The sequence below is a fragment of the Actinomadura syzygii genome, assembly GCF_008085905.1.
GTDB classification, from domain to species: Bacteria; Actinomycetota; Actinomycetes; order Streptosporangiales; family Streptosporangiaceae; genus Spirillospora; species Spirillospora syzygii.
On sequence record NZ_VSFF01000006.1, the window covers coordinates 272,164 to 296,339 of the forward strand.

Annotated in this window: 22 protein-coding genes; 3 read left to right on the forward strand and 19 right to left on the reverse strand. The window is 74.2% G+C overall.

The annotated features are described in order from the left end of the window. Nucleotides 1–3: 3 nt before the first annotated feature. The 4 genes from FXF65_RS16570 to FXF65_RS45880 all read right to left on the reverse strand — a co-directional run bounded on the left by FXF65_RS16570 (nt 4) and on the right by FXF65_RS45880 (nt 4,982). Nucleotides 4–1,416, reverse strand: a complete 1,413-nt coding sequence (locus tag FXF65_RS16570) for a peptidase inhibitor family I36 protein (RefSeq protein ID WP_187412338.1) — start codon at nt 1,414–1,416, stop codon at nt 4–6. A 267-nt stretch (nt 1,417–1,683) separates the two neighbouring features. Next, nucleotides 1,684–2,304 (reverse strand): dihydrofolate reductase family protein, encoded by a 621-nt coding sequence (locus FXF65_RS16575; protein ID WP_148350855.1) that lies wholly within the window; start codon nt 2,302–2,304, stop codon nt 1,684–1,686. A gap of 97 nt (nt 2,305–2,401) precedes the next feature. Further along, nucleotides 2,402–3,040, reverse strand: coding sequence for a response regulator transcription factor (locus FXF65_RS16580; RefSeq protein ID WP_148350856.1), 639 nt, complete (start codon nt 3,038–3,040; stop codon nt 2,402–2,404). Continuing rightward, nucleotides 3,018–4,982 carry a sensor histidine kinase gene (locus FXF65_RS45880; protein WP_148350857.1) on the reverse strand — a complete coding sequence of 655 codons (1,965 nt, stop codon included), beginning with the start codon at nt 4,980–4,982 and terminating at the stop codon, nt 3,018–3,020. Before FXF65_RS45880 ends, FXF65_RS16580 begins: the two co-directional genes overlap by 23 nt. A gap of 111 nt (nt 4,983–5,093) precedes the next feature. On the opposite strand from FXF65_RS45880, the gene FXF65_RS16590 reads away from it, so the two are divergent. Both FXF65_RS16590 and FXF65_RS16595 read left to right on the forward strand, forming a co-directional pair. Next, the gene (locus FXF65_RS16590; protein WP_148350858.1) at nt 5,094–5,405 is read left to right on the forward strand and encodes a hypothetical protein; all 312 of its coding nucleotides are present in this window, start codon (nt 5,094–5,096) and stop codon (nt 5,403–5,405) included. A 196-nt stretch (nt 5,406–5,601) separates the two neighbouring features. Then, on the forward strand, nt 5,602–6,321 hold the full coding sequence (locus FXF65_RS16595) for a barstar family protein (protein WP_222868600.1): 720 nt from the start codon (nt 5,602–5,604) through the stop codon (nt 6,319–6,321). A gap of 17 nt (nt 6,322–6,338) precedes the next feature. Here the strand turns inward: FXF65_RS16595 and FXF65_RS16600 are convergent, their stop codons facing one another. From FXF65_RS16600 to FXF65_RS16645, 10 genes are all read right to left on the reverse strand, one after another. Beyond that, complete coding sequence (locus FXF65_RS16600; RefSeq protein WP_222868601.1) at nt 6,339–7,847, reverse strand: sensor histidine kinase; 1,509 nt, start codon at nt 7,845–7,847, stop codon at nt 6,339–6,341. Beyond that, nucleotides 7,844–8,605: a response regulator transcription factor gene (locus FXF65_RS16605; protein WP_222868602.1), complete on the reverse strand. Its 762-nt coding sequence runs from the start codon at nt 8,603–8,605 to the stop codon at nt 7,844–7,846. Before FXF65_RS16605 ends, FXF65_RS16600 begins: the two co-directional genes overlap by 4 nt. Before the next feature lie 23 nt (nt 8,606–8,628). Beyond that, on the reverse strand, nt 8,629–10,767 hold the full coding sequence (locus FXF65_RS45885; RefSeq protein ID WP_148350860.1) for an ArnT family glycosyltransferase: 2,139 nt from the start codon (nt 10,765–10,767) through the stop codon (nt 8,629–8,631). Continuing rightward, nucleotides 10,764–12,074 (reverse strand): bifunctional glycosyltransferase family 2/GtrA family protein, encoded by a 1,311-nt coding sequence (locus tag FXF65_RS16615; protein WP_148350861.1) that lies wholly within the window; start codon nt 12,072–12,074, stop codon nt 10,764–10,766. The genes FXF65_RS45885 and FXF65_RS16615 overlap by 4 nt, the downstream gene beginning before the upstream one ends. A 178-nt stretch (nt 12,075–12,252) precedes the next feature. Then, nucleotides 12,253–14,430: an MMPL family transporter gene (locus tag FXF65_RS16620; RefSeq protein ID WP_187412339.1), complete on the reverse strand. Its 2,178-nt coding sequence runs from the start codon at nt 14,428–14,430 to the stop codon at nt 12,253–12,255. Nucleotides 14,431–14,753: 323 nt separating this feature from the next. Beyond that, nucleotides 14,754–15,410 (reverse strand): Rieske (2Fe-2S) protein, encoded by a 657-nt coding sequence (locus FXF65_RS16625; RefSeq protein WP_246198878.1) that lies wholly within the window; start codon nt 15,408–15,410, stop codon nt 14,754–14,756. Between the two features lie 10 nt (nt 15,411–15,420). Further along, on the reverse strand, nt 15,421–16,041 hold the full coding sequence (locus tag FXF65_RS16630) for an RNA polymerase sigma factor (protein ID WP_148350863.1): 621 nt from the start codon (nt 16,039–16,041) through the stop codon (nt 15,421–15,423). A gap of 167 nt (nt 16,042–16,208) precedes the next feature. Continuing rightward, entirely contained in the window at nt 16,209–17,150 is a 942-nt protein-coding gene (locus tag FXF65_RS16635) for a metallophosphoesterase family protein (protein WP_222868603.1), read from the reverse strand. Continuing rightward, nucleotides 17,147–17,605, reverse strand: a complete 459-nt coding sequence (locus tag FXF65_RS16640) for a cupredoxin domain-containing protein (RefSeq protein ID WP_148350864.1) — start codon at nt 17,603–17,605, stop codon at nt 17,147–17,149. Before FXF65_RS16640 ends, FXF65_RS16635 begins: the two co-directional genes overlap by 4 nt. Before the next feature lie 20 nt (nt 17,606–17,625). After that, entirely contained in the window at nt 17,626–18,942 is a 1,317-nt protein-coding gene (locus FXF65_RS16645) for a vanadium-dependent haloperoxidase (protein ID WP_148350865.1), read from the reverse strand. A 160-nt stretch (nt 18,943–19,102) separates the two neighbouring features. Between FXF65_RS16645 and FXF65_RS16650 the strand changes: the two genes are divergently transcribed. Further along, nucleotides 19,103–19,567, forward strand: a complete 465-nt coding sequence (locus FXF65_RS16650; RefSeq protein ID WP_148350866.1) for a hypothetical protein — start codon at nt 19,103–19,105, stop codon at nt 19,565–19,567. 120 nt (nt 19,568–19,687) lie between these two features. Here the strand turns inward: FXF65_RS16650 and FXF65_RS16655 are convergent, their stop codons facing one another. The 5 genes from FXF65_RS16655 to FXF65_RS16680 form a co-directional block, all read right to left on the reverse strand. Continuing rightward, nucleotides 19,688–20,848 (reverse strand): LLM class flavin-dependent oxidoreductase, encoded by a 1,161-nt coding sequence (locus FXF65_RS16655; protein WP_148350867.1) that lies wholly within the window; start codon nt 20,846–20,848, stop codon nt 19,688–19,690. 68 nt (nt 20,849–20,916) lie between these two features. Continuing rightward, nucleotides 20,917–21,918: an ABC transporter substrate-binding protein gene (locus FXF65_RS16660; RefSeq protein WP_148350868.1), complete on the reverse strand. Its 1,002-nt coding sequence runs from the start codon at nt 21,916–21,918 to the stop codon at nt 20,917–20,919. Continuing rightward, nucleotides 21,915–22,652 (reverse strand): ABC transporter ATP-binding protein, encoded by a 738-nt coding sequence (locus FXF65_RS16665; RefSeq protein ID WP_148350869.1) that lies wholly within the window; start codon nt 22,650–22,652, stop codon nt 21,915–21,917. Before FXF65_RS16665 ends, FXF65_RS16660 begins: the two co-directional genes overlap by 4 nt. Beyond that, nucleotides 22,625–23,452: an ABC transporter permease gene (locus tag FXF65_RS16670; RefSeq protein WP_148350870.1), complete on the reverse strand. Its 828-nt coding sequence runs from the start codon at nt 23,450–23,452 to the stop codon at nt 22,625–22,627. The genes FXF65_RS16665 and FXF65_RS16670 overlap by 28 nt, the downstream gene beginning before the upstream one ends. A gap of 189 nt (nt 23,453–23,641) precedes the next feature. Next, nucleotides 23,642–24,163, reverse strand: coding sequence for an NADPH-dependent FMN reductase (locus FXF65_RS16680; RefSeq protein ID WP_148350871.1), 522 nt, complete (start codon nt 24,161–24,163; stop codon nt 23,642–23,644). Nucleotides 24,164–24,176 lie beyond the last annotated feature (13 nt).

Sequence of the window (24,176 nt, forward strand, 5' to 3'; positions counted from 1 at the left end):
GCGTCACCGCCTCCCCGCCGGGGCCGGGCCGGGCGCTTCGGCGTCCGGCGGCTCGGCGTCCTTCGCCAGCAGGTCGGCAGGCGGGACGACCGTTCCGTCGCGGCGGACGGGCCAGATCGTCCCCGCGCGTTCCGGACGCCCGACCGACACGACCGCCGAACCCGGCGGGATCTTCCCCGGCACCTCCATGCCGTCGTCGATGAACACGACCCGGCCGAGCTCGGCCCCCGCCTCGGGCTCGATCGACGCCTCCGGCGGGAAGCCCACCGTCCGGACGCGGACCGTCCAGTGCCACGGGTCGTCCCGCAGCCGCCGCGCCATCCCGAGCGCGGCTCTGCGCGCGGCCTTCCGGCCGCCGACCAGCGCGATCGGCCCCGGATACGCGGCCAGGTTCACCCACATGCCGGGGCGCAGCCCCGCGAGCAGCGGGTAGGGCGCGTCCGGTTGGACGTCGTCGGTCAGCTCGTCGATGTCGCTGACGAGCAGGCGCCAGCGCCGCCCGCCGGGGGCGACCCGCCACGGCTGCGGCGCGGCCTCGTCGGCGCCGGCCAGGTGCAGCGTGACCTCGGTGTCGTCGATGGTGACCGCGCGGACCTTCGGCACGTCGCGGCCCGCCTGCTCGCAGTCGACCGCCAGCAGCAGGAGCGCGCTGTGGACGCGCCCGGCCGCCCCGGGGTCGGTGCTGGTGCGGGGCGCCGGGACGGCGGTGGTGCGGCGGCGGCCCCAGGCCCAGCCGCCCGCGCCTAACGCGAGGAGCGTCGCCACCGTGCCGCCGACGGCGCCGACCACCCCCCACGGAACGCCGCCGGAACCGTCGGCGGGCTCGTCCGCCGACGCGTTGACCGGCGGCGCCTTGGGCAGCTTCGGCATCGCGTCCAGGGACGGCAGCGCCAGGCTCGGAGAAGGGTCGACCGGCTCTTCGGACTTCTTCGGACGGTCCGCCGGAATGTCGGTGTTCTGCGCGGACGGCGCCTCCACCGGCCTGGTCTTCTTCGGCTTCGGCTTCGGCCGTCCGGCGGACGCGGGTTTGCCGCACGCCGCCGAGCTGGTCGGATGGATGCGCAGGGAACTGACGCCCGCGCCGATCCCGTTCAGCGTCGAACTGGGCGGGAGGCACGCCATCAGGCCCTTGAAATCGATGTCGTCGTAAAGACCCAGGTAGCTCCCGCTCCGATTGCTGACCGAACGTGTCCGGTCGTTGAAGAACGTCCAATCACCGTCCATTTTCAGGTCGGTGTCGCCATTGTTGGTGCCGATGAGCCCGCCGCCGTCCTGAAGGTCGGGCTTTCCGTAAAGGCACCAGAACCCCTCCTGGTCGCGGCACGGGACGGCGTCCCGCGCACGTGCCGGAGAGCCCGTCATCGCGGCGGCCACGAGCAGCGCCCCGGACACCGCACCGGCTCTCAGGAAAGACACCGGCGGCCCTTGCCTCATGCGACGCCCCGCCCGAAGGCGGCGGCCGCGACCATGTCCCCCTTCGCGGCGGGCCCGCGGGCCCCCGCGATCACATGTCGACTCATGTCGACAAGCCTCGCGAAGGCCGCCCTCCCCGGAATCCCCGGAGGCTACCCAATCGCCGGTACAGGCTGCTGTACCCGCCGAACGATCCCGCAGTTCAGCGGCGCCCCCGCCACACCTCTCGTGTTTCGCCGCCCGACCCCGCCGGTCGGGAAAGCGAAACGGTTACTCCTCGTCTTGCGGAAGGCTCGTCTTGGCCGTGCCGTAGTCGCCGGTCGGCGCGTTCTGGTCGCGACGGTAGACCAGGTGGAGAACGCCCGTCTCGAACGTCTTGGACGACACGAGCTCCAGCGGCAGCGGCGCGTCGCGGTCCTCGAACAGCCGCGTCCCCTTGCCTACCACGATCGGGTGGACGAGCAGGTGCAGCTCGTCGAGCAGCCCCGCCTCCAGCAGTTGCCGGACGATCGAGACCGACCCGCTGATCCCGATCTGCGACGTGGCCGGCCCCTCCTCCTTCAACGCGGCCACGGTCTCGATGAGGTCGCCCTGGAGCTGCTCGGAGTTGCGCCAGGTGAAGTCGAGCCGCTGCCCGGACGCCACGATCTTGCGCGCCTCGCCGAGCTTCTTCGCGAACGGCGCGTCCTCGCCCCCGGCCTGCTCCCGCTCCGGCCACGCGCCGGCGAAGCTGTCGTAGGTCTTCCGCCCGAACAGCAGGGTGTCGGCGGCGCCGAGCTGGCCGTCGACGGCCTGCCCCATCTCCTCGTTGAAGTACGGGAAGTGCCAGTCCTGCGGGTCGTCGATGACGCCGTCGAGCGAGATGAACAGCCCTGCCGAGATCTTCCGCATGGTGCGGTTCCTTCCGATCGGTTCCTCGTGTCACCAAGTACGACCAGGGCCGCGCGCCGAACTCATCGGCGTCGAGCCGACTTTTCACCGGGATCCGCTAGCGGGTCACGTAGGCGAGGACGGCGAGGACGCGGCGGTGCCGGTCCCCGTCGTCGGTGATGCGCAGTTTCTGGAAGATGCTGCGCATGTGCGTCTCGACCGTCCGTTCGGCCAGGCACAGCCGCGCGGCCACGCCCGCGTTGGTGTGGCCTTCGGCGACCAGGGCGAGGACGTCGTGCTCCCGCTCGGTGAGCGCGGCCAGCGGGTCCGGGCGTCCGGCCGGGGCGAGGAGGGCGCCGACCACCTCCGGGTCGAGCGCGGAGCCGCCGGAGGCGACGCGGTTCAGCGCGTCCAGGAAGTCGTCGACGCGGAGCACCCGGTCCTTCAGCAGGTAGCCGAAGCCGCCGGACGCCACCAGCGACACCGAGTGCCGCGTCTCCACGTGCTGCGACAGCAGGACCATCGGCAGGCCGGGCGTCGCCGCGCGGAGCCGCAGCGCGGCGCGGGCGCCGTCGTCGGTCATCGCCGGGGGCATCCGCACGTCGATCACGGCGAGGTCGGGGCGGTGGACGGCGACGGCCGCCTCCAGCGCGTCCGCGTCCCCGACGGCGGCGACCACGTCGTGGCCCGCCTCGGTCAGCAGCCGGACGATCCCCTCCCGGAACAGCACCGAGTCATCGGCCACCACGATCCGCATGCGGGATGCTCACCTCCACCAGCGTGCCGCCGCCCGGCGGGCTGGACACCGCGAGGCCGCCCCCGGCGGAGGCGACCCGGTCCCGGACGGACCCGAGCGCGCCGCGCGCCCCGCCGACCCCGTCGTCCGCGACCATGATGCGCAGGACGCCGCCGTCGTCGTCCACCCGGATGGTGACCGTTGCGGCGTCGGCGTGCTTGAGCGCGTTCGCGTACGCCTCCGCGACGACGTAGTACGCGGTCGTCGCCGCGACCTCGTCCACCCGGACGTCGCCGGGGACCGACAGCCGCACCTCGACCGGGCTCGCCGCGACCAGCGCGCCGAGCGCGGCGGCGAGCCCGTCGTCCAGCCGGGCCGGGCGGACGCCGTGCGCGAGCCGCCGCAGCTCGACGACGGTCGCCTCCAGCGTCTCCACCACGGCGTCGAGGTCGCGGTGCTCAGCCGTGCCGGGACGGAGCCCGCGCTGCACGGACCGCAGCCGCATGCCCGCCGCGACGATCTGCTGCTGCGCGCCGTCGTGCAGGTCCCGTTCAAGCTGGCGGCGCTCCCGCGCGGACGCCGACAGCAGGCGGGCGCGGCTGGTGCGGACCTCGTCCAGCGCGGCGCGCAGCTCCAGCCGCAGCCGGGTCACCTCGATCGGGAGGCGGGCCTGCACCGCCGCGTGCCGGGCGCGGCGCAGCCGCCGGGCGGACGCCGCGCCGAGCACGACCACGCCGACCTCGATCTCGCCGGTGCGGAGCGGGATGCGCGTCCGTCCCTCCGCCGGGACGGCCGCCTCGCCGGACAGGCCGACGTACTCGCCGGGCGGCCCGTCCGGCAGCCGCACCAGGAGCCGCAGCTCCGGGTCGCCGAGGACGTCGCGGAGCACGGCTTCGACCGTCTCCGGCTGGGCCGTGCCGTCCCGGACGTCGCGGACGAAGTCGCGCACGCGGGCGTCCAGGACGAACCGCTCCCGGTCCACGAGCCGCCCGACCCGGTCGTTGACGTGGCGGTGCAGGACGGGCAGCGCCAGCGCGGCGACGAACGCGGCGCCGCTCACGCCGAGCCGGGCGTCCGCGCCGAGCAGGCTCCCGGCCGCGTATCCGACGCACGCGAACACGGCGGCGGAGGCGAGCGAGGTGAGAAGCCAGGCCAGGGACGAGCCCAGCAGCCGGTCCACGTCGAACAGGTCGTGGCGCAGGACGGCCACGACGACGGCGGCGGGCACCGCGACCAGCATCGCCAGCAGGAAACCGGTGTAGGCGACGGTGTCGCCGGCGTCCCACCAGGTCTGCGCCGCCCATCCGCAGGCCAGCAGCACCGGCACCGAGCCCGCGCCGAGGATCAGCCAGCGGAGCTGCGTCCGGGTCGTCCGCGTCCCGCGCCGGTACCGGACGACGAGGCTCAGCACGGACGCGCCGAGCGCCGCGAGCAGCACGCCGAACGCGGTCAGCACGGCGGGGGTCTCGGCGGGGCCGTCCCGCAGGTTCGCCGCCGTCCAGGACACCGTCGCGTTGACCGCGACGCCCGCCGCCGCGACCGTCCACGCGACGGCCCGCCACCGCGGCCCCGGCAGCAGCCCGGACGGGAACACCAGGCACAGCGCCGCGAACCCGGCGAGGTTCCACACCCACGCGCCGAGTTTCACCAGGTAGACGGCGTGCGCACCCGGCCACGGGCTGGACGTCAGGTCGGTCTCGCCCCACATCTCGACCGCGAACACGGCCGCGGGCGCCGCCCCGACCCAGGCGAGCGCCGCGCCGACCTGGCCGTCGGGTACCCGCGTGCCGACCAGGCAGCCCAGCACGACGGGGATCGCGAGGACCGCGAGCGTGACCGCCAGCACCGGCGCCGGGTCCCCCTGCCCCGGACGCGCCGTCAACGCGACCTGCAACCCGGCCCCCACCGCGAACACGCCCGCCGGAACCGCCGCACGCGGGCGCGACGCGAGACCGATGCCCATCCCGACATCATGCGCCTTCGCAGGTCACCTGCACATCCGTGCCAGCACGTGCCCGCACTCCGGCACTGGCCCGGATGTGCCGCTCACCCCCGTTTCACGACGCTTGGCGGCATGGAACTCATCCTCATGGTGCTGCTGCCCCTCCCGCTGGGCTACCTCGTCCGCAACCGGACGGCCGCCTACCTGACGTACGTCGGCGTCCACTCGTTCGCCTTCACCTTCCAGACGATGACGCTGACCAGGGCGTGGGTCGGCGGCGAGACCCGCGCCTTCGCGAAGGACCCGGACTCCGTCCCGTGGAGCTACGCCGCCGTCAACGTCGCCATCTACGCCGCCGGGCTCGGTCTCGTGACCCTGGGCGCGTGGCTCCGCTCGCGCCGCGCCTCGACCCCCGGCCCCAAGCCCGTCGACATCTCCGGCTGATCCCACCGCCCGCCCGGACTTTCCGCCTGGGCGGGCCTGATGTCCGCGGAATCGGGCAGACTCCGAAGTTCTCGGAGAGGGGCAGGCACTAGGAGATGCGGCGGGACGGATGCGCATAGACAAGGTCTCTTTGGAGGACGCGGGCGAGGCCCGGTTCGCACTCATCGGCGGTGTCGAGGACGACGAGCTGTTCTGCGTGTTCACCGAACTCGAAGGGTTCTTCGTTCCCGACGCCGACGACGAGGCCAGGCATATGACGTTGCGCGGCGTTTCGCTGCGTGGGTGGCTGCGCGAGGAGATCCTCGATCGGGAGAAGCGCCGGGTCGATGCGGGCACCCTCGACATCTACGTCCTGAACGGCGAAGGCGACGTCATCGGCGAGTACGCGCTCGCGTCCGCGGTCGTCGAAGCGGACGCGGCGCTTCTGGACGCCGGGGAGTTGAGGCTCGTCGCCGCGCCGATGAATCCACCGCACCCGGAGGCGGGCGAGGTCTGGAAACTCTGGCAACAGCGGCAGCCGAATGAGAGGGGTCAGTGGGTTCCGCTTTCGCGGTCGCGCCGGGAGGCTTGGCTGGAAGCAGTCCGGCTGCATCACTCCCGCTTCTACGGCCGGTACCGCGACAAGCCCCCGAATGAGACCTACACCCTCAACGGGCGAAACATCACGGACGGCACATCGTTCTACCTCGCGATCGGCGAGGCGATCAACGGGCCCGGCGGGTATTTCGGCGCCGGGGCCGACGGGCTCAACGACTGCCTCGCCGGGGATTTCGGCGCCGAGACGCCATTCACCCTGGAATGGCCGGACGCCGACGTCGCGCGGGCCGGAATGGGCAGGCTCCCCAGCGGGATCGACCATTTCCAAAAGGTCAACGAAATCCTCACGGAAAGCGGCGTGACGGTGCTCCTGCGATAACCGCGAGCAGCGGCGACTCAGGTCGTGGTGGGCGGGAGAACCAAGCGGAACGTGCAGCCCTGGCCGGGGGCGGTGTCGAGTTCGAGGCGGCCGCCGTGGTTCTCGGCGATGGCGGCGGCGATGGCCAGGCCGAGTCCGCTGCCGCCGTGGTCGCGGGACCGGGACGGGTCGACGCGGTAGAAGCGCTCGAAGAGGTGGGCGGCCTTGTCCGGGGCGAGTCCGGGGCCCTCGTCGGCGACCTCGATGACGCGGACGCGCGTCCCGTCCTCGATCGGCGGGGACGGGCTGACCCGCCCGTCGCGGTCGGCGCCGCAGGCCGGGCCCGCGTACGCGGTGCCGACGCGGACGTGGATCGGCGTGCCGGACGGCGTGTGCGCCAGCGCGTTGGACACCAGGTTCGTCAGCACCTGCCGGAGCCGGTGCGGGTCCCCGGTCGTCTCGACCAGCTCCAGTTCACCCGTGTCGTCGTACAGCGGTTTCAGGCCGATCGGGCGGCCGGGGTGCCGGACGGCGGCGGTGCCGATCGCGTCCGCCGCGATGGCGAGCAGGTCGACCGTCTCGCTGCGGTAGATCGGCTCCTGGTCCAGCTTGGCCAGCAGCAGGAGGTCGTCGACCAGGACGCTCATCCGCTCGGCGTTCTGCCGGATCAGCCGGTCGGCGGCGCGCCGCTGCCGCTCCGGGAGCTCGGCGTGCCGCAGCGACAGCTCGGCGAAGCCCTGGATCGACGTCAGCGGGGTGCGCAGCTCGTGCCCGGCGTCGGCGACGAAGCGGCGGAGCCGCGCCTCCGACGACTCGTGCTCGCGCAGCGCGCCCTGGAGCTGTTCGAGCATGGCGTTCAGGACGCCGCCGAGGCGTCCGATCTCGGTGCGGGGGTCGGCGTCGGCGACGCGCTCGTCCAGCCGTCCGGCGGTGATCTCCTCGGCGGTCCGCTCCATCCGGGTCAGCGGGAGCAGGCCGAGGCGCACCACCCAGCGTCCGGCGACGACGAGGGCGGCGAGCGTCAGCGCCAGGACGACCGCGTTCAGCCACAGCAGCCTGGACAGCGCGCCGTCGACGGTGTCCATGGGGAGGGCGACGATGAAGGCGTGGCCGTCGGGCCCCGTCCCGCGCCGCACCCGCCAGCGGCCGTCGCCGGCGGACGCGGGCAGCGTCCCCAGCCCGCCCGGACGGACGTCCAGCTCCGCCAGGGTGCGCGGAAGGCGGGGCGCCGACTTCGGGCCGCGGCCGAGGGTGTGCGGGGAGAGGCGTCCGGAGGCGTCGTAGAAGTAGAGGCGGAACTCGGACGGCAGCTCCGCGCCGTCGGGCGGCGGGTGCGGCGGCTCCCGCCGTCCGGACGACGCGTCGAGATGGCGCGGCGCCGGAGGGAAGCCGCGGAGCTGCTCGTCGACCTGGCCGAGCAGCCAGGACCGCATGACGACGTACCCGATCGCCTGCGAGGCCAGCACCGCCGCCGCCGCGAGCGCCGTCGCGCCGAGCACCAGGCGGCGGCGCAGCGACCCCGGCCCGCCGGGCAGCGCGCGGATCACGGCTCCGCCGTCTCCGCGCGCCCCGCCGTCTCGGCGCCCTCGCGGGGCAGGCGCAGGCAGTAGCCCACCCCGCGGACGGTGTGGATGAGCGGCGGGTCGAAGCGGTCGATCTTGCGGCGCAGGTACTTCACGTAGGTCTCGACGATGCGGCCGTCCCCGTTGAAGTCGTACCGCCAGACGTGGTCGAGGATCTGCGCCTTGCTCAGCACCCGGCGCGGGTTCGCCATCAGGTACGCGAGCAGGCTGAACTCGGTGGGCGACAGCCGGATGTACTCGCCCGCCCGGTGCACCTCGTGGGCCGACTCGTCCAGGACGAGGTCGGCGTAGCGCAGGACGTCGTCGCGCGCCGCCGCCCCGTTGCCGGTCGCGCCGGACCGCCGCAGGATCGCCTGGACGCGCAGCAGCACCTCCTCCAGGCTGAACGGCTTCGTGACGTAGTCGTCCGCCCCCGCGGCCAGCCCGGCGACGCGGTCCTGGACGTCGCCGAGGGCGGTCAGGAACAGGATCGGGGTGTCGACGCCCACGGCCCGCAGGCTCGCGGTGACGGTCAGGCCGTCGACGTCCGGGAGCATCACGTCGAGGAGGATCAGGTCCGGGTGGAACCGCTCGACGGCGAGCAGCGCGCCCTGGCCGGTGCCGCGGCTGTCCACCTCGTACCCGGACAGCCGCAGCGTCGACTCCAGCAGGACGCGGATGCCGTCGTCGTCCTCCACGACCAGCACGCGCCGGGGGGTGTGCTCGGCGTCCGTCGCAGCCACGATCGATCACCTCGCCCACGGGGTCAGCGAGCCGCGCAGTCGTAGAGGGTAGCGCCGCGCCCGAAGCCCATCGGGCCGCCGCTGGTCGGCGCGGCCGCGCCGCCGTAGGCGGACGGCGGGACGGCCCGGCAGTGCCCGGACACCCACGCCGTCCGCCGTGCGGGCGCGCCGCCGCGTCCGGGGAAGGGGCCGCCGCCGGGCATCGCGGAGCCGAGGACGAAGCGGAGCTCACCGCGCCGCGTCCAGCGCTCCAACTGCCGGACGGACGGGGCGTCGTCCGCCGACATGAAGCCGCCCATGCCGATGACGCGCGAGTCGCTGTGCAGGATGTACGGCGACGCCGCCATCGCCCCGCCCTCGACGGCGAGGGTGATCCGCGCGCGGCCCGACTCGCGGCGCGCGTAGTCGAGGATCTTCCGCTGGTCGCCGCTGAGCCCGGCCCCGTCCCGCGGCCCCGGCCCGGGTGGGAACGGCCCCGGCGGAAGGGCCCCGCCGCGCGGCACGGCTCCGGGCATGCCTCCGGGCATCGGCGGGCCGGGCGGGAAGCCGCGCGGCCTGCTTCGTCCGCTCCCGCCGAAGGGCGTCATCATCGGGCCCGCCGCCGGGATGACGCCGCCCATCGACCCGGACCCGTCCGCCGGGACGGCCACCGCCCACGCGCCCGGCGCGACGAGAACCGCCGCCGCACCGACCGCGAGCGCGACGGGCAGCAACCGCGCTGGACGCCACGCCGCCGCGCACAGCAGGACCACGCCGACCGCGCCGGTCGCGGCCACCGGCCACACCAGCCAGCCGTGCCACTCCGGCGTCCGGCGGATGACGACGACGGCCCACGCCACCGTGACCGCGACGATGACCGCCGCGACCGGGGCGGGCCACCGGGCGCCCGCCCGATGCGCGCGGACCAGCACGGTTACCAGCCCTCCGCACAGAGCGCCGACCGCCGGGGCGAGCTGCGTCGTGTAGTACGGGTGGAAGATCCCTTCCTGCATGGAGAACACGCCGGCGCACACCAGCAGCCAGAGGCTCCACAGGACCCATCCCGAAGCGGGGGGCAGAACCACGTCGGCCAGCCGTCCGCGGCGGCGCAGCACGGCCACCGCCAGCGCGGTCGCGATCGCCGCCGCGCACACCGGCAGCAGCCAGCTGATCTGGCCGCCGACCGCGTCCCCGAACATCCGCAGCGGGCCGGTGCCGCCGCCGAACATCGCGCCCGGTCCGCGCGGCGCCCCCGACCCGCCTCCGGGCCCGCCCCACGGCGGCGGCCCCCCAGGGCCGGGACCGCCGCCGGGGCCGGGTCCCTGGCCGAAGACACGGCCGAGGCCGTTGTATCCGACGACCAGGTCCCAGGCTGAACCGTCCTCGCTGCCGCCGATGTACGGCCGGTCGCCCGGCCACAGCGCCACCATCGCGACCCACCACAGCGACGAGACCGCGAGGACCACACCGGACGCCGCGAGCCGCCCCAGCCTGCCGAGCCACGGGCCGCCCGCGCCGACGAGCCACGCGGCCGTGAAGGCGGGCAGGACCATCCACGCCGCCAGCATCTTGGTGACGAACCCGCAGCCGACGAGGAACGCGGCCCCGCACAGCCACCACGTCGCGGCCCGTCCCGCCCGCGCTTCGAGGGCCCTCGTCAGCGCGTAGGCCGCGCACACCAGCAGCAGGAGCAGCGGGGTGTCGAGGTTGTTGCTGCGGGTGATCGCGACGGTGATCGGCGTCAGCGTCAGGACGAGCGCGGCGGCGAGCCCGGCGCCCTCGCCCGCCCAGCGGCGCACCGTCCGGTGCAGGACCAGCACGGCGAGGACGCCCTCGACCACCTGCGGCAGGACCAGCGCCCACCCGTGCGGCCCGAAGACTTTCGCGCTGAGCACCTGCGGCCACAGTCCGGCGGGCGGCTTGTCCACGGTGACGACGCCCGCCGGGTCGTAGGAGCCGAACATGAAGTTGGTGAAGCCCTCGCCCATCGACTTCACGGCGGCGGAGTAGTAGGTGTTGCTCCACCCGAGCGATCCCAGCGCCCACCCGTACAGGACGCCGGCCAGGACGAGGATCGCGCCGAGCGCGGCGGTCGGCGCCCAGCCCGGCAGGACGCGCGGGCGGGCTTCGGACGGCCCCGTCCGGGACCCTTCCGAGGCGACGACGTCGGAGGAGGAGCTCATGAGGGGTCGCTTTCATCGGAGGCGGGAGCGGAGGCCGGACGGCGGCGGAACACCGCCGTGCGCAACACGACGAAACGGATCGCGGTGACCAGCACCGACGTGATCGCCAGAACGAGCGTCTCGGCGCCGTGCGAAGCGCCGGGATCGGCCCGCTGGAACAGCAGCACCGCCGCGGACGTCACCGTGTACCCGAGGGCGAACAGGGCTCCGGCGCCCAGATGCGCGCGCCTCGCGCCGACCGCCGACCCGCGGAACGTCAGCCGCCGGTTGGCCTCGGTGTTGAGCACCGTCAGCACCACCAGGGAGACCAGGTTGGCCAGCGCCGCGGGCCACCACGAGCGCAGCAGCCAGTAGAGCAGCGCCTGCCCGGCCGTCGAGACGACGCCGATCGCGACGAAGCAGACCAGCTCCCAGGTGAGCGCCGCCCGCCTCCGCGCGGGCGCGAGCACCGCGTCCGGGTGCTCCGCGCACGGATCGGCCCGGCGCGGCACCGCCACGTCCGCGGCCCCGGACGCCTTCCGCCTCGCCATCCGCCACATCCCCTTGAGGTCGTCGAGCGCGGTCCGGACGACGTTGACGCGGGTGTCGACGTCCTCCACCCAGTCGACCGGCACCTCGTGGATGCGCAGCCCGTTGTGCTCCGCTAAGACGAGCAGTTCGGTGTCGAAGAACCACGCGTCGTCCTCGGTCGCCGCGAGCAGCGGCCGGACGACCCGCGTCCGCGCGGCCTTGAAGCCGCACTGGGCGTCGCTGAACCGGGCGCCGAGCCCGTAGCGGAGCAGCGCGTTGTAGCAGCGCGAGATCAGCTCGCGGCGCGGGCCGCGGACGGTGCGGGCGCCGGGCGCGAGGCGGCTGCCGATCGCGATGTCGGAATGCCCGCTGGCGAGCGGGGCGATGAGCGGCAGCAGGCCGTCCAGGCCGGTGGAAAGGTCGACGTCCATGTAGGCGACGATGTCGGCGTCGCTGGTCGCCCAGGCGGTGCGGAGGGCCAGGCCGCGTCCCTTGCGGTGCAGGTGCACCACGTCGACCCCGGGCAGGTCGGACGCCAGCCACTGCGCGACCCGGAGGGTGCGGTCGGTGCTGGCGTTGTCGACGACGGTGATGCGCCACGGGAACGGCAGCCGTTCGAGCAGGTAGACGTGCAGCGTGCGCACGCAGCCGGGCAGTGCCCGCTCCTCGTTGTGGACGGGCAGGACGATCTCGACGGTCGATGTCCCCGGCACGGACACGTCCGGGACGGCGGGGGGCTGGTAGGGCCCGGTCGCGCTGTGCGCGGCCGGGCCCAGCTCGCTGGGAGCGGGCGTCATGGAGACCTCGGAGGGCAGGGAGCGGGGAGCGCCCGCCGCACCGGGTGCGGGGACGCCTGCCGCGTCCCGGGGCGGGGACCCCATGACACTTCCGGCGCCCCCGGAAGATCAACGGGGAGGACCCTGGGAATTGCCCGAGAATCCCGAAACCGCCGCTCGCCCCTTTAACGGCCCTTCCCTAATGGCGTTCCAGCTCGACCCTCGGGAGGAGCCGGGCCAGCGGCGCGGGGAGCCACCAGGCGCGGCGGCCCATCAGCTCCATCGCCGCCGGGACGATCAGGCAGCGGATGACCACCGCGTCCGTGAAGATCGCCACGGCCATGCCGAACCCGGTCTGCTGGAGCAGCCGGTCCGGGCTGAGCATGAACGCGCCGAAGATCACCACCATGATCGCGCCCGCCGCCGTGATCACCGAGCCGGTGTGCGCGAGGCCCTCCCGGACGGCGTGCGACGGGTCGTCCGACCGCGTCCACTCCTCGTGGATGCGGGAGATCAGGAAGATCTCGTAGTCCATGGACAGCCCGAAGACGATGGCGAACACCATCACTGGCAGGTACGCCTCGATCGGTCCCGGCTCCACGCCGAACAGTCCGTGCTGGAAGACGAGCGTCATCGCGCCGAGCGCCGCGCCGATGCTGAGCAGGTTCAGCAGCGCGGCCTTCAGCGGGACGAGCACCGACCGGAACACCGCCATCAGCAGCAGCACCGACAGCCCGACGACGATCGCCATGAACAGCGGCAGCCGTTCGGCGACCTTGTCCGAGTAGTCCTCGGACGCGGCCGTCGCCCCGCCGACCAGGTACCGCGCGCCGTTCTTCGCGGACAGTCCCGGCAGGACGTCGTCGCGCAGCGTGCCGACGAGGTCGGTGGTCGCCTCGTCCTGCGGCGCGGAGGACGGGAACGCGAGGACGGTCGCGGCCCGTCCGTCCGGGGTGGGCACCGGGTCGGCGGCGGCCTTCACACCGGGCGTGTCGTACAGCGCGAGGACCGCCGCCGCGGCGGCCTTCTGAGCGCCCTCCCGGCCGCCGTCGGTCACGACCAGCAGCGGGCCGTTGAACCCGGGACCGAAGCCCGTGGACAGCAGGTCGTACGCCTTCCGGCTGGTGGTGCCGGACGGGTCGCTGCCCGCGTCCGAGAAGCCGAGCCGCATCCCGAGCGCCGGGACGGCGAGCGCGCCGAGCAGCACGCCCGCCGCGAGCAGCGCGGCCAGCGGACGCCGCTGCACCACGCCCGCGAGCCGCCGCCAAGCGGTGCCCGGCGCGGCCTTGCCCTTGGCCTCGCGGCGCTCGGCGCGGCGGGTGAACCGGCGGGCGAAGCGGCGGCCGAAGACGCCGAGCAGCGCGGGCAGCAGCGTCAGCGCGGCGACCATCGTGACCAGCACGGTCAGCGCGACCGACAGCGCCATGCCCTGCAGCGAGCCGAGCCCGAACGCGACGAGGCCGAGCAGCGCGAGGATGACGGTGCAGGCGGCGAAGAACACCGAGCGCCCGGCGGCGTCGAGCGCGTTCACGGTGGCGCGTTCCGGATCCGCGCCGCGCACCAGTTCGGCCCGGTAGCGGGCGAAGATCAGCAGCGCGTAGTCGATGCCGACGCCGAGGCCGACGAGGATCATCACCGGCGGCGTCCAGTCGGCGATCGTGAAGACGTGCGACGCCGCGACGATGACGGCGACCGTGGACCCGACGGCGAACAGCGCGATGACGATCGGCAGCCCGGCCGCGATGACCGTGCCGAACATCAGCACCAGGACGACCAGCGCGGCGAGCAGGCCCGCGCCCTCCGCCGCGCCGGTCCCGCCCGCGCCGAGCAGCCGGGCCGCGTCGCCGCCCAGCTCGACCTGGAGCCCGCCGCCCGCCGCCTTCCGCGCGGTGTCGAAGATCCGCTGCGTGTTGGCCTTCGGCATCTCCCGCGCCGGGACGTCGAGCATGACGGTGGCGTACCCGATCCTCCTGTCCGCGCTGACGGCGGCCTTGTCCTGGTACGGGCCGCGGACCTGGCCGACCTCGGGCAGCTTGGCGACGTCGCCCAGCATGGCCGTCACGCGCCGTCGCACGTCGGGCTCGCCGAGGCCGCCGTCGTCGTGCAGGACGATCTGCACCGTGTCCCCCGCCCGCGCCGCGCCGTGCCCGGCCAGCACGTCGGCGGCCTGCTGCGACTCGGTGCCGGGCAGCGAGAAGTCGTTGCGGTAGTCGTCGCCCGCGACGGACGCGACCGCCCAGGTTCCGGCGAGCACCCCGACCCACAGGATCAGGGCGAGCCATTTCCGGCGGTGCGCGAAGCCCGCGACGCGCACGAACACCCCGCGCGGCTCGGGCGGCCGGGTGCCCTCTTCTCGGTTCGTCTCGGTCAGCGTCATGTTCTCCCCCCGAAGGGTCGTCCGCGGGTGGACCCCGTTCGGTACTTGACGAAGCGGCCCGCCGAGCTGTGACGCCGATACCGGCGATGTCACATCCGGGCGGGCCGAGCCGTCACCGGGACATGGGACGGACGGGATCGAACGCCGAAGACCCGCTCGCCAGGTCCTTCGAGGAGCACCGGCCGCGGCACGCTGCCGTACGAGTTGCGGGAGGCGGCGCGGGTGGCGCCGATGCCGCTCGCCCGCGCGCAGGGCTCCGGCCCCCTGGACGTCCGCCCCGCCGCGGTCAACGGCGCCCCCGGCCTGGTCGTCCCCCTGGCCCGTCAGGCGGGGCCCTGCGGGACGAAGACCTCCACGACCCCGTTCCGCTGCCGGATCGCGAGGCGCGGCAGGGCCGGGATCGGGGCCTTGAGGCGGTGGTACAGGACTTCGCCGTCGAGGGCGAAGAGGGCGCCGTGGCAGGGGCAGCGCAGCTTGGTCCGCTCATGGACGCCGAGGCGGCAGCCCTGGTGCGTGCAGGTGCCGGACACCGCGCGCAGCCGTCCGCCGTCGCGGGTCAGGAAGCCGTCGACGCCGCCCGCGGAGAACCCGTGCACGGCGCCCTCGGCCACGTCCGCGGCGTTCACGACGGGATGCCAGGCGCCGATGTCGGGGGTCAGGCGCTCGGCGGCGGGCACGGCGGCCGGCGGGCCGACGATCATCCGGTCGGCGAAGACCCCGGCGGCGGCCCCGGCCGCGCCCACCGCGCCGCCGACGAGGATGCGGCGGCGTACCGGCACGGGCGCGGCGTCGGCCTGGTCGCGGGCGAGGCGGCGGTGCAGCCCGGCGATGAACTCCTCGCGGGGCGCGCCGGAGCCGGGACGGGCCGCGCGCAGCTCGATGGCCACCCGCAGCGCGTCCGCGTCGGCGTCGTCCGCCGGGAACGGGCGCGGCCGGCCGCCGTTCAGCAGCTTCTCGACGAAGCGGTGCAGTCGTCTCATGGTCACCTGCTCATCCCTGGGGAGCCTGGGCGGGCGGGTCGTCGCGGTCCAGTTCGGCCGCGCGGCGGAGCGCGCGGTGCTGCAGCACCTTGACGTTGCCCACGCTGAGCCCGAGCTCCGCCGCGGTCTGCTTGATCGTGTACGAGTGCAGGAACCGTAACTCCAGGACGCGCCGGTAGCGCTCGGGCAGCGCGGCGAGGAGCCGTTCCGCCCGCCGCTCGGAGCCGCCCGTCCCGGGCGCGACACCGGACTCGGCGCCCGGCGCCGGGTCGTTGTCGGCCAGCAGTTCCAGGTCGATGCTGGTGATCTCCCTTCCGAGGGTGCGCCGCCAGTGCGCGGCCAGCACCGTGCGGGCGGTGGCGAGCAGGTACGCGCGGACCTCGCCGACCGTCGCCGACACCCGCAGCGGCCGCAGCGCGGTGAGGAACACCTCGGCCGTGAGGTCCTCGGCGTCCGGCCGGTTGCCGACCTTGCTGAACATCAGCCGGTAGATCCGGTCCACATTGTGCAGGTAGATCGCCTCCCAGTTCGCGTACGTCTCGCCGTGGACGAGGTGCAGCCGCGCCCGCGGCTCGGGCTCGTCCCCCGCCGGTTCGGCGGTGCCGCGCCGGGCTGACTTCCAGTAGCGCATGACGGTTCCCTCTGCCTCCTGCCGCCGTGCCGGAGCGTCTGCCTGGAACACGTCCGCCGGACCCCGGAGGATCACCCGCCCGGCCGAGAGGACGGGTGATCCGGTCCCGGGAGCCATGTCCGGCGGCGTCGCCAGGCCAGCCGCCAGGCCAGTCGCCAGACCAGCCGCTAGGCCAGCCGCCGGTCCTTCACGGCCAGCGCCCTGCGCCCCTTCACGTAGCCGACCTCGCGGACGCCGAGCGCGTCGCGGAGCCGTCCCGCCGGGAGCGTGACCGGGGCGGGCGCGGGCCCGTCGCCCGGGTGCGGCAGCGGGTACGCGGTGGTCGTGGCGCTGTGGAACGTCACGTTTCCCTCCGTCTTCGTGAAGAGCTGGTGGACGTGCCCGTTCAGGCAGGTCACGGACGAGAACCGGCGCAGGAGCGACAGGACCTGCGCGGCGTCGTCCGTCCCCCAGCCCCAGTTCGGGTACATGGCGAACAGCGGGATGTGGCTGAACACGACGACCGGAGTGTCGGACGACAGCCCGGCCACGTCCTTGCGGACGAAGTCGACCTGGTCGGCGCCGAGATGCCCGAGCTTCTTCAGGTGCAGCGTGTTGACGAGCGCGATGAAGTGCACGCCGCGCACGTCGAAGCTGTACCAGCCGTCGCCGCGCGAGCCCGCGCCGAACGCCGTCCGGTACTTCTGGCCCGCGTCGTCGACGGAGTCGTGCTCGCCGGGGACCGTCCACACGTGGCCGGTCTTCAACGTCCCCATCATCTGCTTCACCTGGTCGAACTGGGCCGGTGTCGCGAGATGGGTCAGGTCGCCGGTGTGGATGACGAAGTCCGGCCGCTCGTCCAGTGCGTTGATCTGCGCGATCGCCCGCGAGAACGAGCCGGTGACGTCGGTGTTGGCGGGCCCCTTGAAGCCGAGGTGGCTGTCGCTGACCTGCACGAAGCGGGGGGACGCGTCGTCCGGGATCCCCCCGCCGCCGTCGTCGGCGTCGCCGACGACCTTGCTGACCACCTCGCCGCCGGCCACCGCGAGGACGACCGCGCCGCCGAACCACGCGCCGTGCCGCAGCAGCCCGCGCCGCGACATCCCCTCGGCGGCGTGCTCTCCGCTCACGGCTTCACCACCACCGTGCCGTGCATGAACGGGTGGATGGTGCAGATGTAGTCGTAGGTTCCCGGACGGGCGAAGCGGTGGCGGTAGGTCGCCTTGGCGTCCATCGCCGGGGAGCGGAGCGGCCCCTTCCCGGACGTGACGGTGTGCGGTTCCTCGTCGTCGTTCGTCCAGGTGACGGTCGCGCCCGCGTGGACGGTCAGGGTCGCGGGCACGAACGCGAAGCCCTTGATGGACACCGCGTTCCCCGCGACCGGGGCCGCCTGCGTCGCCGGGGCCGACGACCCGGACGGCATCGTCATCCCAGGCATCGGCGCCGTCTTCGACGACGCCGCACCGGACGGCGACTTCCCGGCCGCGTGGCTCGTCCCGCCGCCGCAGGCCGCGAGCAGCAGCATGAGCCCGCCCGCCATCGCGACCGCTCCCGGCCATCGCGTCCGGACGGCGATCTCGCTCATCGGACTCCTCACTCCGGCCCTCAGCGGGTCGCGCCGTGGGCCAGGTCGAACCGGGCGACCCGCACGCCGAGCAGCGCGCCCGCGAAGTGGTCGGGACGGGTGTGGACGCCCGCGTAGATGCGGCTGATCCCGGCCTCGTCCGCCGCGTCCTGGTAGGACGTGAACGACCGGGTGACCCCCGGCAGCGACTCCGAGCTGACCGTGAACGTGTCGTCCGGCCCGAAGAAGGACCCCAGCACGATCGCCCCCGCTTCGGCGACGACGCTGTGCGCGCCCGGATAGGACGGGTCGGCGGGCGTCGTCGCGAGCGGGTTCCAGCCCGAGTCGGCGTGCGTGTCGGGGTTGCCGTCGGTGTCGGCCTCGCGGATCGCCGTGATCGGACGCCACACCCGGTAGTGGTACTTGCCGTCGTAGAACGCGATGACCGAGTCGGCGAACGTCCGGTCGAGCGCGGCGAACAGCGCGGCGGTGGCGGCGAGGCCGATCCCGTGGCGGCGGGCGGCGTTCTGCGCGATCTCGTTCCAGTAGTTCCAGATCGGCGCGGCCCAGAAGCGGGCCTGCGTGGTCTGGTCCGCCGTCCGGGTGGTGCTGGTGTCCTGGCCCAGCGACTGCACCTCGTTGATTCCCCTGGCGTAGGCGCGGGTGGTCAGCGCCGGGGGCGGGACGGGCCGGAACCTGTCGCCGCGTCCGAGCGCGAACGGCCGCACGGCCGCCCAGTGCGTGAACACCGGGGCGGGGAACGACGGCGGCGTCGGCCGGTAGTCGCCGGGACTGCCAGTCGGCACGTACGGCGGCGGCGTCGCGTCCGACCCGTCGTGCGCGCGGTCGGCGAGGACGGCCGCGGCGGCGCGCTGCCCGGCACGGATCCCGGCGGCCTTGGCCGGGCCGTCCGGGATGTCGGCCAGCTCGTCGGTCAGCCTGCGGTCCAGGTCCGCGCGGCGCGCCGGGTAGAGGGCGGCCAGGCTGTCGTGCCCGGCCTGCGCCGCCGCGGCCTCCCCCGACGCCGAACCCGACGCCGAACCCGACACGGAGCCCGACGCGGAGCCCGATCCCGCCGCGCCGCGCCCGGTGGCGGCGACGCCGCCCGCGATCGCCGTGTGCAGGATCGCGAAGCTCCGCGTCGGATGGACGGTCGCGGGCTGCGCGCCGGGCGTCCGCACGATCTCCAGCAGGGCCCGGTTCCAGTCGATCACCACCTCCCGGCCCTGCGCGGCACGCGCGCGCCCGCTGCCCTGGATCCCGTCCGGCTGCGCCCCGACTGCCTGGGCTCCCGACGTCGCGGCCACCGCGAACACCGTCCCTACCGCGAGGCCCGTGACGGCCAGCGTTCTCCTCATCTCCCCGTCCCTTCGTCGACAACGGTCGAGAAGAAGTAGGCGGGCGGGTTACACGACCTCGATCCCCGAGCCGATTCCCAAGCCGGATTCCCGAGCCGTGTAACCCCCGCGCCTATCCATTCACCGAGACGAACCACCGCTCAGGGGGAGGAGAACGACGATGCGAATTCGAGCAGGGGCCGGGCTGCTGGTCGTGGGGGCGCTCGCGCTGTCCACGGCCGTCGCCGCGGGGGGCGCCGCTCAGGCGAAGGAACGCCCGTGCGGCCGTCCCGTGTCGACTTCGGGGCACGGCACGGCGGGCACGCCGTGGACGCTCAAGTCGCAGTACGACGACGACGGCACGCCGCCGAACCGGCTCGTCGCCGGGGAGGAGTTCGAGATCGACACCGGCGTCGCCGGGCAGCACTGGTCGGTCGTGTTCACCGACAACGGCACGGAGTTCTTCCGCAACAACGACGACGTCTCCATCGCGACCGGGATCCGGGAGGTCCACCCGAACCCGGTGCCGCGGGGGCTGCCGAACGTGATGGCCGCGCACGCCGAGCGCAAGGACGCGGCCGGCAACGTGATCGAGACCATCGACGGCTCGGTCAAGCTCGACCCGCCGCCGCCGCGCTGCGGCTGACCGGACGGGCGTCCGGCGGCCCCAGTGCCGCCGGGCGCCCTCCACCCTCCCGGGCCTGCGCAGGGCCTCCGGGGGTCTACTCGGTGCTCACGCGGTGCTCACTCGGTGCTCACTGGGTGCTCACGCGGAGCTGCGGCGCAGCCGGGCCTCGGACACGGCCGCCGCCTCCCGCCATTCGGCGGCGAGCAGCTCGTAGGAGCGGACGCGGTCCGCGTGGCCGTGCGTGACCGTGGTGATGAGCAGCTCGTCCGCGCCGGTGACGCGCTGGAGGACGTCCAGCCCGGCGGCGACGGTCCGGGGCGAGCCGAAGAACTGCGTCTCGACCCGGTCGGCGACGAGGTCCAGCTCGTCCGGTTTCCACTGGTGCGCGGCGGCGTCGTCCGCCGTCGGGAACGGGACGGCGCCGAGCCCCGTCCTGATCCGGTGCACCCACAGCGAGTACGGGGACGCGAGCACCTCCGCCTCGTCGTCGGTCGGCGCCGTCACGACGTCGGCGGACACGATGACGTACGGCGCGTCCAGGACGGCCGACGGACGGAACGCCGCCCGGTAGGCGTCCACCGCCTGGAGGACGGTCGCGGGGCTGGAATGGTAGTTCGCCGCGAACGGCAGGCCGTGCCGCCCGGCGATCCTGGCGGTCCGGTGGTCGTCGCCGAGGATCCACGGTTCCAGGTCGGCGCCCTCGCCCGGGTTCGCGCGGACGCGCTGCCCGTCCTGGACGTAGGAGCCGTCCAGCAGGGCGAGCACGGCGGCGACGACGTCGGCGAACTCGGCCGGCATCGCGCCGAGCTGGACGAGCAGCGTCTCCTGGAGCTTGAGCGCGGCGGACCGCGCGAGCCCCGGCGGGTCCGACGCGACGGGGATGAGGAGCCCGTCCACGAACTCCACCGCCCGGCGCGGCGGGCGCCGCCTCCCGCCCGCCGCCCGGACGGTGGCCCGGTCGCGTTCCCGGTCGGAGCGGCCGAGGCCGAGGTCGATGCGTCCGGGGTAGAGGGCGTCGAGCGTGCCGAACTGCTCGACGATCGAGAGCGCCGTCCGGTGCCTGGTCTGTAAGGCGCCCGACCCGACGCGGATCCGGGACGTCGCCGCCGCGACCGCCGCGATGAGGACGGGCGGGGCCGCCGCCGCGAGTCCGGGCGCGAGGTGGTGCTCGGCGATCCAGTACCGGCGGTAGCCCGCCCGTTCCGCGTGCCGGGCCAGGTCGAGGGAGTTGCGCACCGCGTCCGCCGGGCCGCCGCCCGCCGGGACCGGCGCGAGATCGAGAACGGAGAGGGGGATCATGGGAGACCGTCCGTCCGGGAGCGGAGGGCGGCGGGCGGGTGACCCGCCGCCCTGGGGATGGTGAAGGGTCACGTTCCTTGCTGGGGCCGCGCCGTCACGGCCAGGTCGTTGAAGCGCCGGTCGAAGAACCCGGCGATCGAGACCTTGCGCGGGACCAGCCCGACCCCGGCGAAGGAGTCGGCGATCTGCTGCTCCGAGGCGATCACGGAGTCGTCGATCGGGATGGTCGTGGTGAGCCGCCGCTGCACGGCGCGCTGGGCGACGGGCCCGGGGAGCCGGGTCTGCTTCGCCCAGATGGCCGCCCACTGGTCCGGATGCGAGCTGGACCACTGCACCGCCCGCTGGTACCGGGACAGGAAGTCCTTGAGCGCGGCGCTCCGGGCCTTGTTCTTGAGGGTGCCCTTGGACGTGACCTGGAATCCGTAGCCATTGGTGTAGCCGGTGCCGTCCGCCAGGATCCGGGCGCCGTTCTGCAGTTCGGCCTGGGCGGTGTACGGCTCCCAGGTGGCCCAGGCGTCGACTCGTCCGCCGGTGAGGGCGGTGAGGGCGTCGGCGGGCTGGAGGTACTGCGGCTGGACGTCGCCGAACTTCAACCCGTTCTTCGTCAGCACCGACAGCAGGTGGTAGTTGGCGGAGCTGCCCTTGGCGACCGCCACCTTCTTCCCCTTGAGGTCGGCCGGGGTGCGGAGCGGCGAGTCCTTGGGCACCACGATCGCCTGCCCGGTCAGCCGGGACGTGGTCGCGCCGACGAGCACGATCCGCGCCCCGGACGCCGCCGCGAACACCGGCGGCGTGTTCCCGACCACCCCGAAGTCGACCGACCCGGCGTTGATCCCCTCCAGGATCGGCGGCCCGGACGTGAACAGCGACCACTTGACCTTGTAGGTGAGGCCGTCGAGCTGACCGGCGGCGGCCAGCATGTCCTGGAGGCTGGCGCCCTTCTGGTCCCCGACCCGGAGGACGACCTGCCCGTTCTCCTCCGCCCCGTCGCCGGACGAGCACCCGCCCAACGCCGCGACCAGCGCGCCCAACGCGACCAGCACGAGCGCCGCACTCCGCGTCCCGCTCACTTGGATCCCTCCAGAGCCACACCCAGCCGAGTGAGAAGAACCGAGCGCAGCTCGACCAGCTCCGGGTGGTCGCGCTCGCGCGGCCGGGGCAGGGCGACCTCGGACTGGTGGGCGATGCGGCCGTCGTCCAGGACCAGGACGCGGTCCGCGAGCAGCAGCGCCTCGTCCACGTCGTGCGTCACCAGCAGCACGCCGGGGCGGTGCCGCTCCCACAGGTCGAGCACCAGCCGGTGGACGTTGATGCGCGTCAGCGCGTCGAGCGCGCTGAACGGCTCGTCGAGCAGCAGCAGGTCCGGGTCGCGGACGAGGGCGCGGGCGAGGGACACGCGCTGCGCCTCCCCGCCGGACAGGGTGAGCGGCCACACGTCCCGCCGCTCGGTCAGCCCGACCTCGGCGAGCGCCGTGTCGGCGGCGGCCACCGGGGCCGGGACGCGCAGCCCGAGCGTGACGTTGCCGAGCACCCGCTTCCAGGGGACGAGCCTCGGCTCCTGGAACGCGACCGCGACCGTGCCGTCGACGCGGAGGTCGCCGGAGGTGTCGCGGTCCAGCCCGGCGAGCACGCGCAGCAGCGTGGACTTGCCCGAGCCGCTGCGGCCGAGCAGGGCGACGAACTCGCCGCGCGCGATGTCCAGGTCCAGCCCGTCGAGGACGACCCGCGACCCGAACCGCTTGGTCAGCCCCTTCACCTGGGCGGCGGTCGTGGAGGTCACGTCCCGAGCAGTCCGCGTCGCCATGACAGGGCCCTCCTCTCGGCCAGCCGGACGAGCGCGTCCGTCGCGAGCCCGAGGACCGCGTACACGAGCAGCCCGAGGACGACGATGTCCACCCGCAGGAACTCGCGGGCGTCGTTGATCATGAAGCCGAGGCCCTTGCTCGCGTTGATCTGCTCCGCCACGATCAGCGCGAGCCAGGCGACGCCGAGGCTCTGCCGGAGCCCGACCAGCGCCTGCGGCAGCGCGCCGGGCAGCACGATGTGCCTGATCAGCGCTATCCGGCCGAGCTGGAGAACGCGCCCGACCTCGGCGAGCTTGGCGTCCACGCCGCGGATCCCGGCGTAGGTGTTGAGGTAGATCGGGAAGAGCACGCCGAAGGCGACGAGGATGACCTTCGGGGTCTCCCCGATCCCGAACCAGAGGATGAACAGCGGGATCAGCCCGAACAGCGGCAGCGCCCGCAGCATCTGGAGCGGCGGGTCGAGGAGCCCCTCGCCCGCGCGGCTGAGCCCGGCGGCCAGCGCCAGCGCGAGCCCGGCGGCGGCGCCGAGCGCGAAGCCGATGAGGGCCCGCTGGAGCGACACGGCGACGGCGTCGCCGAGCGTCCCGTCGGCGGTCAGCGTGGCGGCGGTGCGGGCGACGGTCGCGGGCGCCGGCAGCAGCCGGTCGGACAGGAGGCCCGTGCTGCTCGCGACCTGCCAGAGGATCAGCAGGGCGGGCGGGCTGACCGCGCGGAGCCCGAGGCGCGGCCGCGGAAGCGCGGGGAGTCGGGGACGCGCCCGGGTCGCCGGGCGCGCGATATCGACGGACGATGTGGACATGGACCTGCGAGTCCCTTCGTGAGAACCGGTCGGCTGGACGGCCGGTCGGCGGTCGCCGCGGCGTCCGGAGTCGCGTTCGTCAGCGCGGACACAGGGCGCTCGCCTGCAGCCGCAGATCCACGTGCAGCCGCGCGACGAGGGTGATCAGGGCACTCACGGGAACCACGATGAACGACATTTCCTACCAAGTCAATAGGAAATACATGAAACGGCGGCCTCGACCTGGGGGGCGACGCGGCGGGCCCAGTCGTCCAGGACCTTGTCCGCCTGCTCGAACTGGCTCTCCAGCAGCACGCCGCCCGGAGTGGGGACGAACGCGCCCAGCTCGACCAGCACCGGACGCAGGTGGACCTCCACGGCGAGCGCGTGCCGCGCGTCGCCCATCACCATCAGCGGCAGCGCCACGGTCGAGGCGAGCGCCCCGCTGGACAGGCGGTCCAGGAACGTCTTCAGCAGGCCCGTGTAGGCGCCCTTGTAGGTCGGGCTCGCGACGACGAGCACGTCCGCGTCGAGGACGGTCTGCACCGCCGCCTCCACCGCCGCCGACGCGGACGGCGAGCCGAGCGCGGGCGCCAGCGCCGACAGGTCGAGGATCTCCTGCTCGACCGGCCCTATCCGGCCGCCGACCAGCTCGGCGGCCTGGACGGCGGCGGCCCGGGTGCGCGACCCCGGCCGGGGATTGCCGATCAACGAGACGAGGCGCGTGGCCATCGGCCCTTCCTTT

Coding starts and splice junctions, on each gene's coding strand:
- FXF65_RS16665 (WP_148350869.1), bottom strand. CDS start 22,652: ATGGCGACGCGGACTGCTCGGGACGTGACCTCCACGACCGCCGCCCAG.
- FXF65_RS16655 (WP_148350867.1), bottom strand. CDS start 20,848: ATGATCCCCCTCTCCGTTCTCGATCTCGCGCCGGTCCCGGCGGGCGGC.
- FXF65_RS16575 (WP_148350855.1), bottom strand. CDS start 2,304: ATGCGGAAGATCTCGGCAGGGCTGTTCATCTCGCTCGACGGCGTCATC.
- FXF65_RS16580 (WP_148350856.1), bottom strand. CDS start 3,040: ATGCGGATCGTGGTGGCCGATGACTCGGTGCTGTTCCGGGAGGGGATC.
- FXF65_RS16620 (WP_187412339.1), bottom strand. CDS start 14,430: ATGACGCTGACCGAGACGAACCGAGAAGAGGGCACCCGGCCGCCCGAG.
- FXF65_RS45885 (WP_148350860.1), bottom strand. CDS start 10,767: ATGAGCTCCTCCTCCGACGTCGTCGCCTCGGAAGGGTCCCGGACGGGG.
- FXF65_RS16630 (WP_148350863.1), bottom strand. CDS start 16,041: ATGCGCTACTGGAAGTCAGCCCGGCGCGGCACCGCCGAACCGGCGGGG.
- FXF65_RS16670 (WP_148350870.1), bottom strand. CDS start 23,452: ATGTCCACATCGTCCGTCGATATCGCGCGCCCGGCGACCCGGGCGCGT.
- FXF65_RS16590 (WP_148350858.1), top strand. CDS start 5,094: ATGGAACTCATCCTCATGGTGCTGCTGCCCCTCCCGCTGGGCTACCTC.
- FXF65_RS16625 (WP_246198878.1), bottom strand. CDS start 15,410: ATGAGACGACTGCACCGCTTCGTCGAGAAGCTGCTGAACGGCGGCCGG.
- FXF65_RS16680 (WP_148350871.1), bottom strand. CDS start 24,163: ATGGCCACGCGCCTCGTCTCGTTGATCGGCAATCCCCGGCCGGGGTCG.
- FXF65_RS16645 (WP_148350865.1), bottom strand. CDS start 18,942: ATGAGGAGAACGCTGGCCGTCACGGGCCTCGCGGTAGGGACGGTGTTC.
- FXF65_RS16650 (WP_148350866.1), top strand. CDS start 19,103: ATGCGAATTCGAGCAGGGGCCGGGCTGCTGGTCGTGGGGGCGCTCGCG.
- FXF65_RS45880 (WP_148350857.1), bottom strand. CDS start 4,982: ATGGGCATCGGTCTCGCGTCGCGCCCGCGTGCGGCGGTTCCGGCGGGC.
- FXF65_RS16615 (WP_148350861.1), bottom strand. CDS start 12,074: ATGACGCCCGCTCCCAGCGAGCTGGGCCCGGCCGCGCACAGCGCGACC.
- FXF65_RS16640 (WP_148350864.1), bottom strand. CDS start 17,605: ATGAGCGAGATCGCCGTCCGGACGCGATGGCCGGGAGCGGTCGCGATG.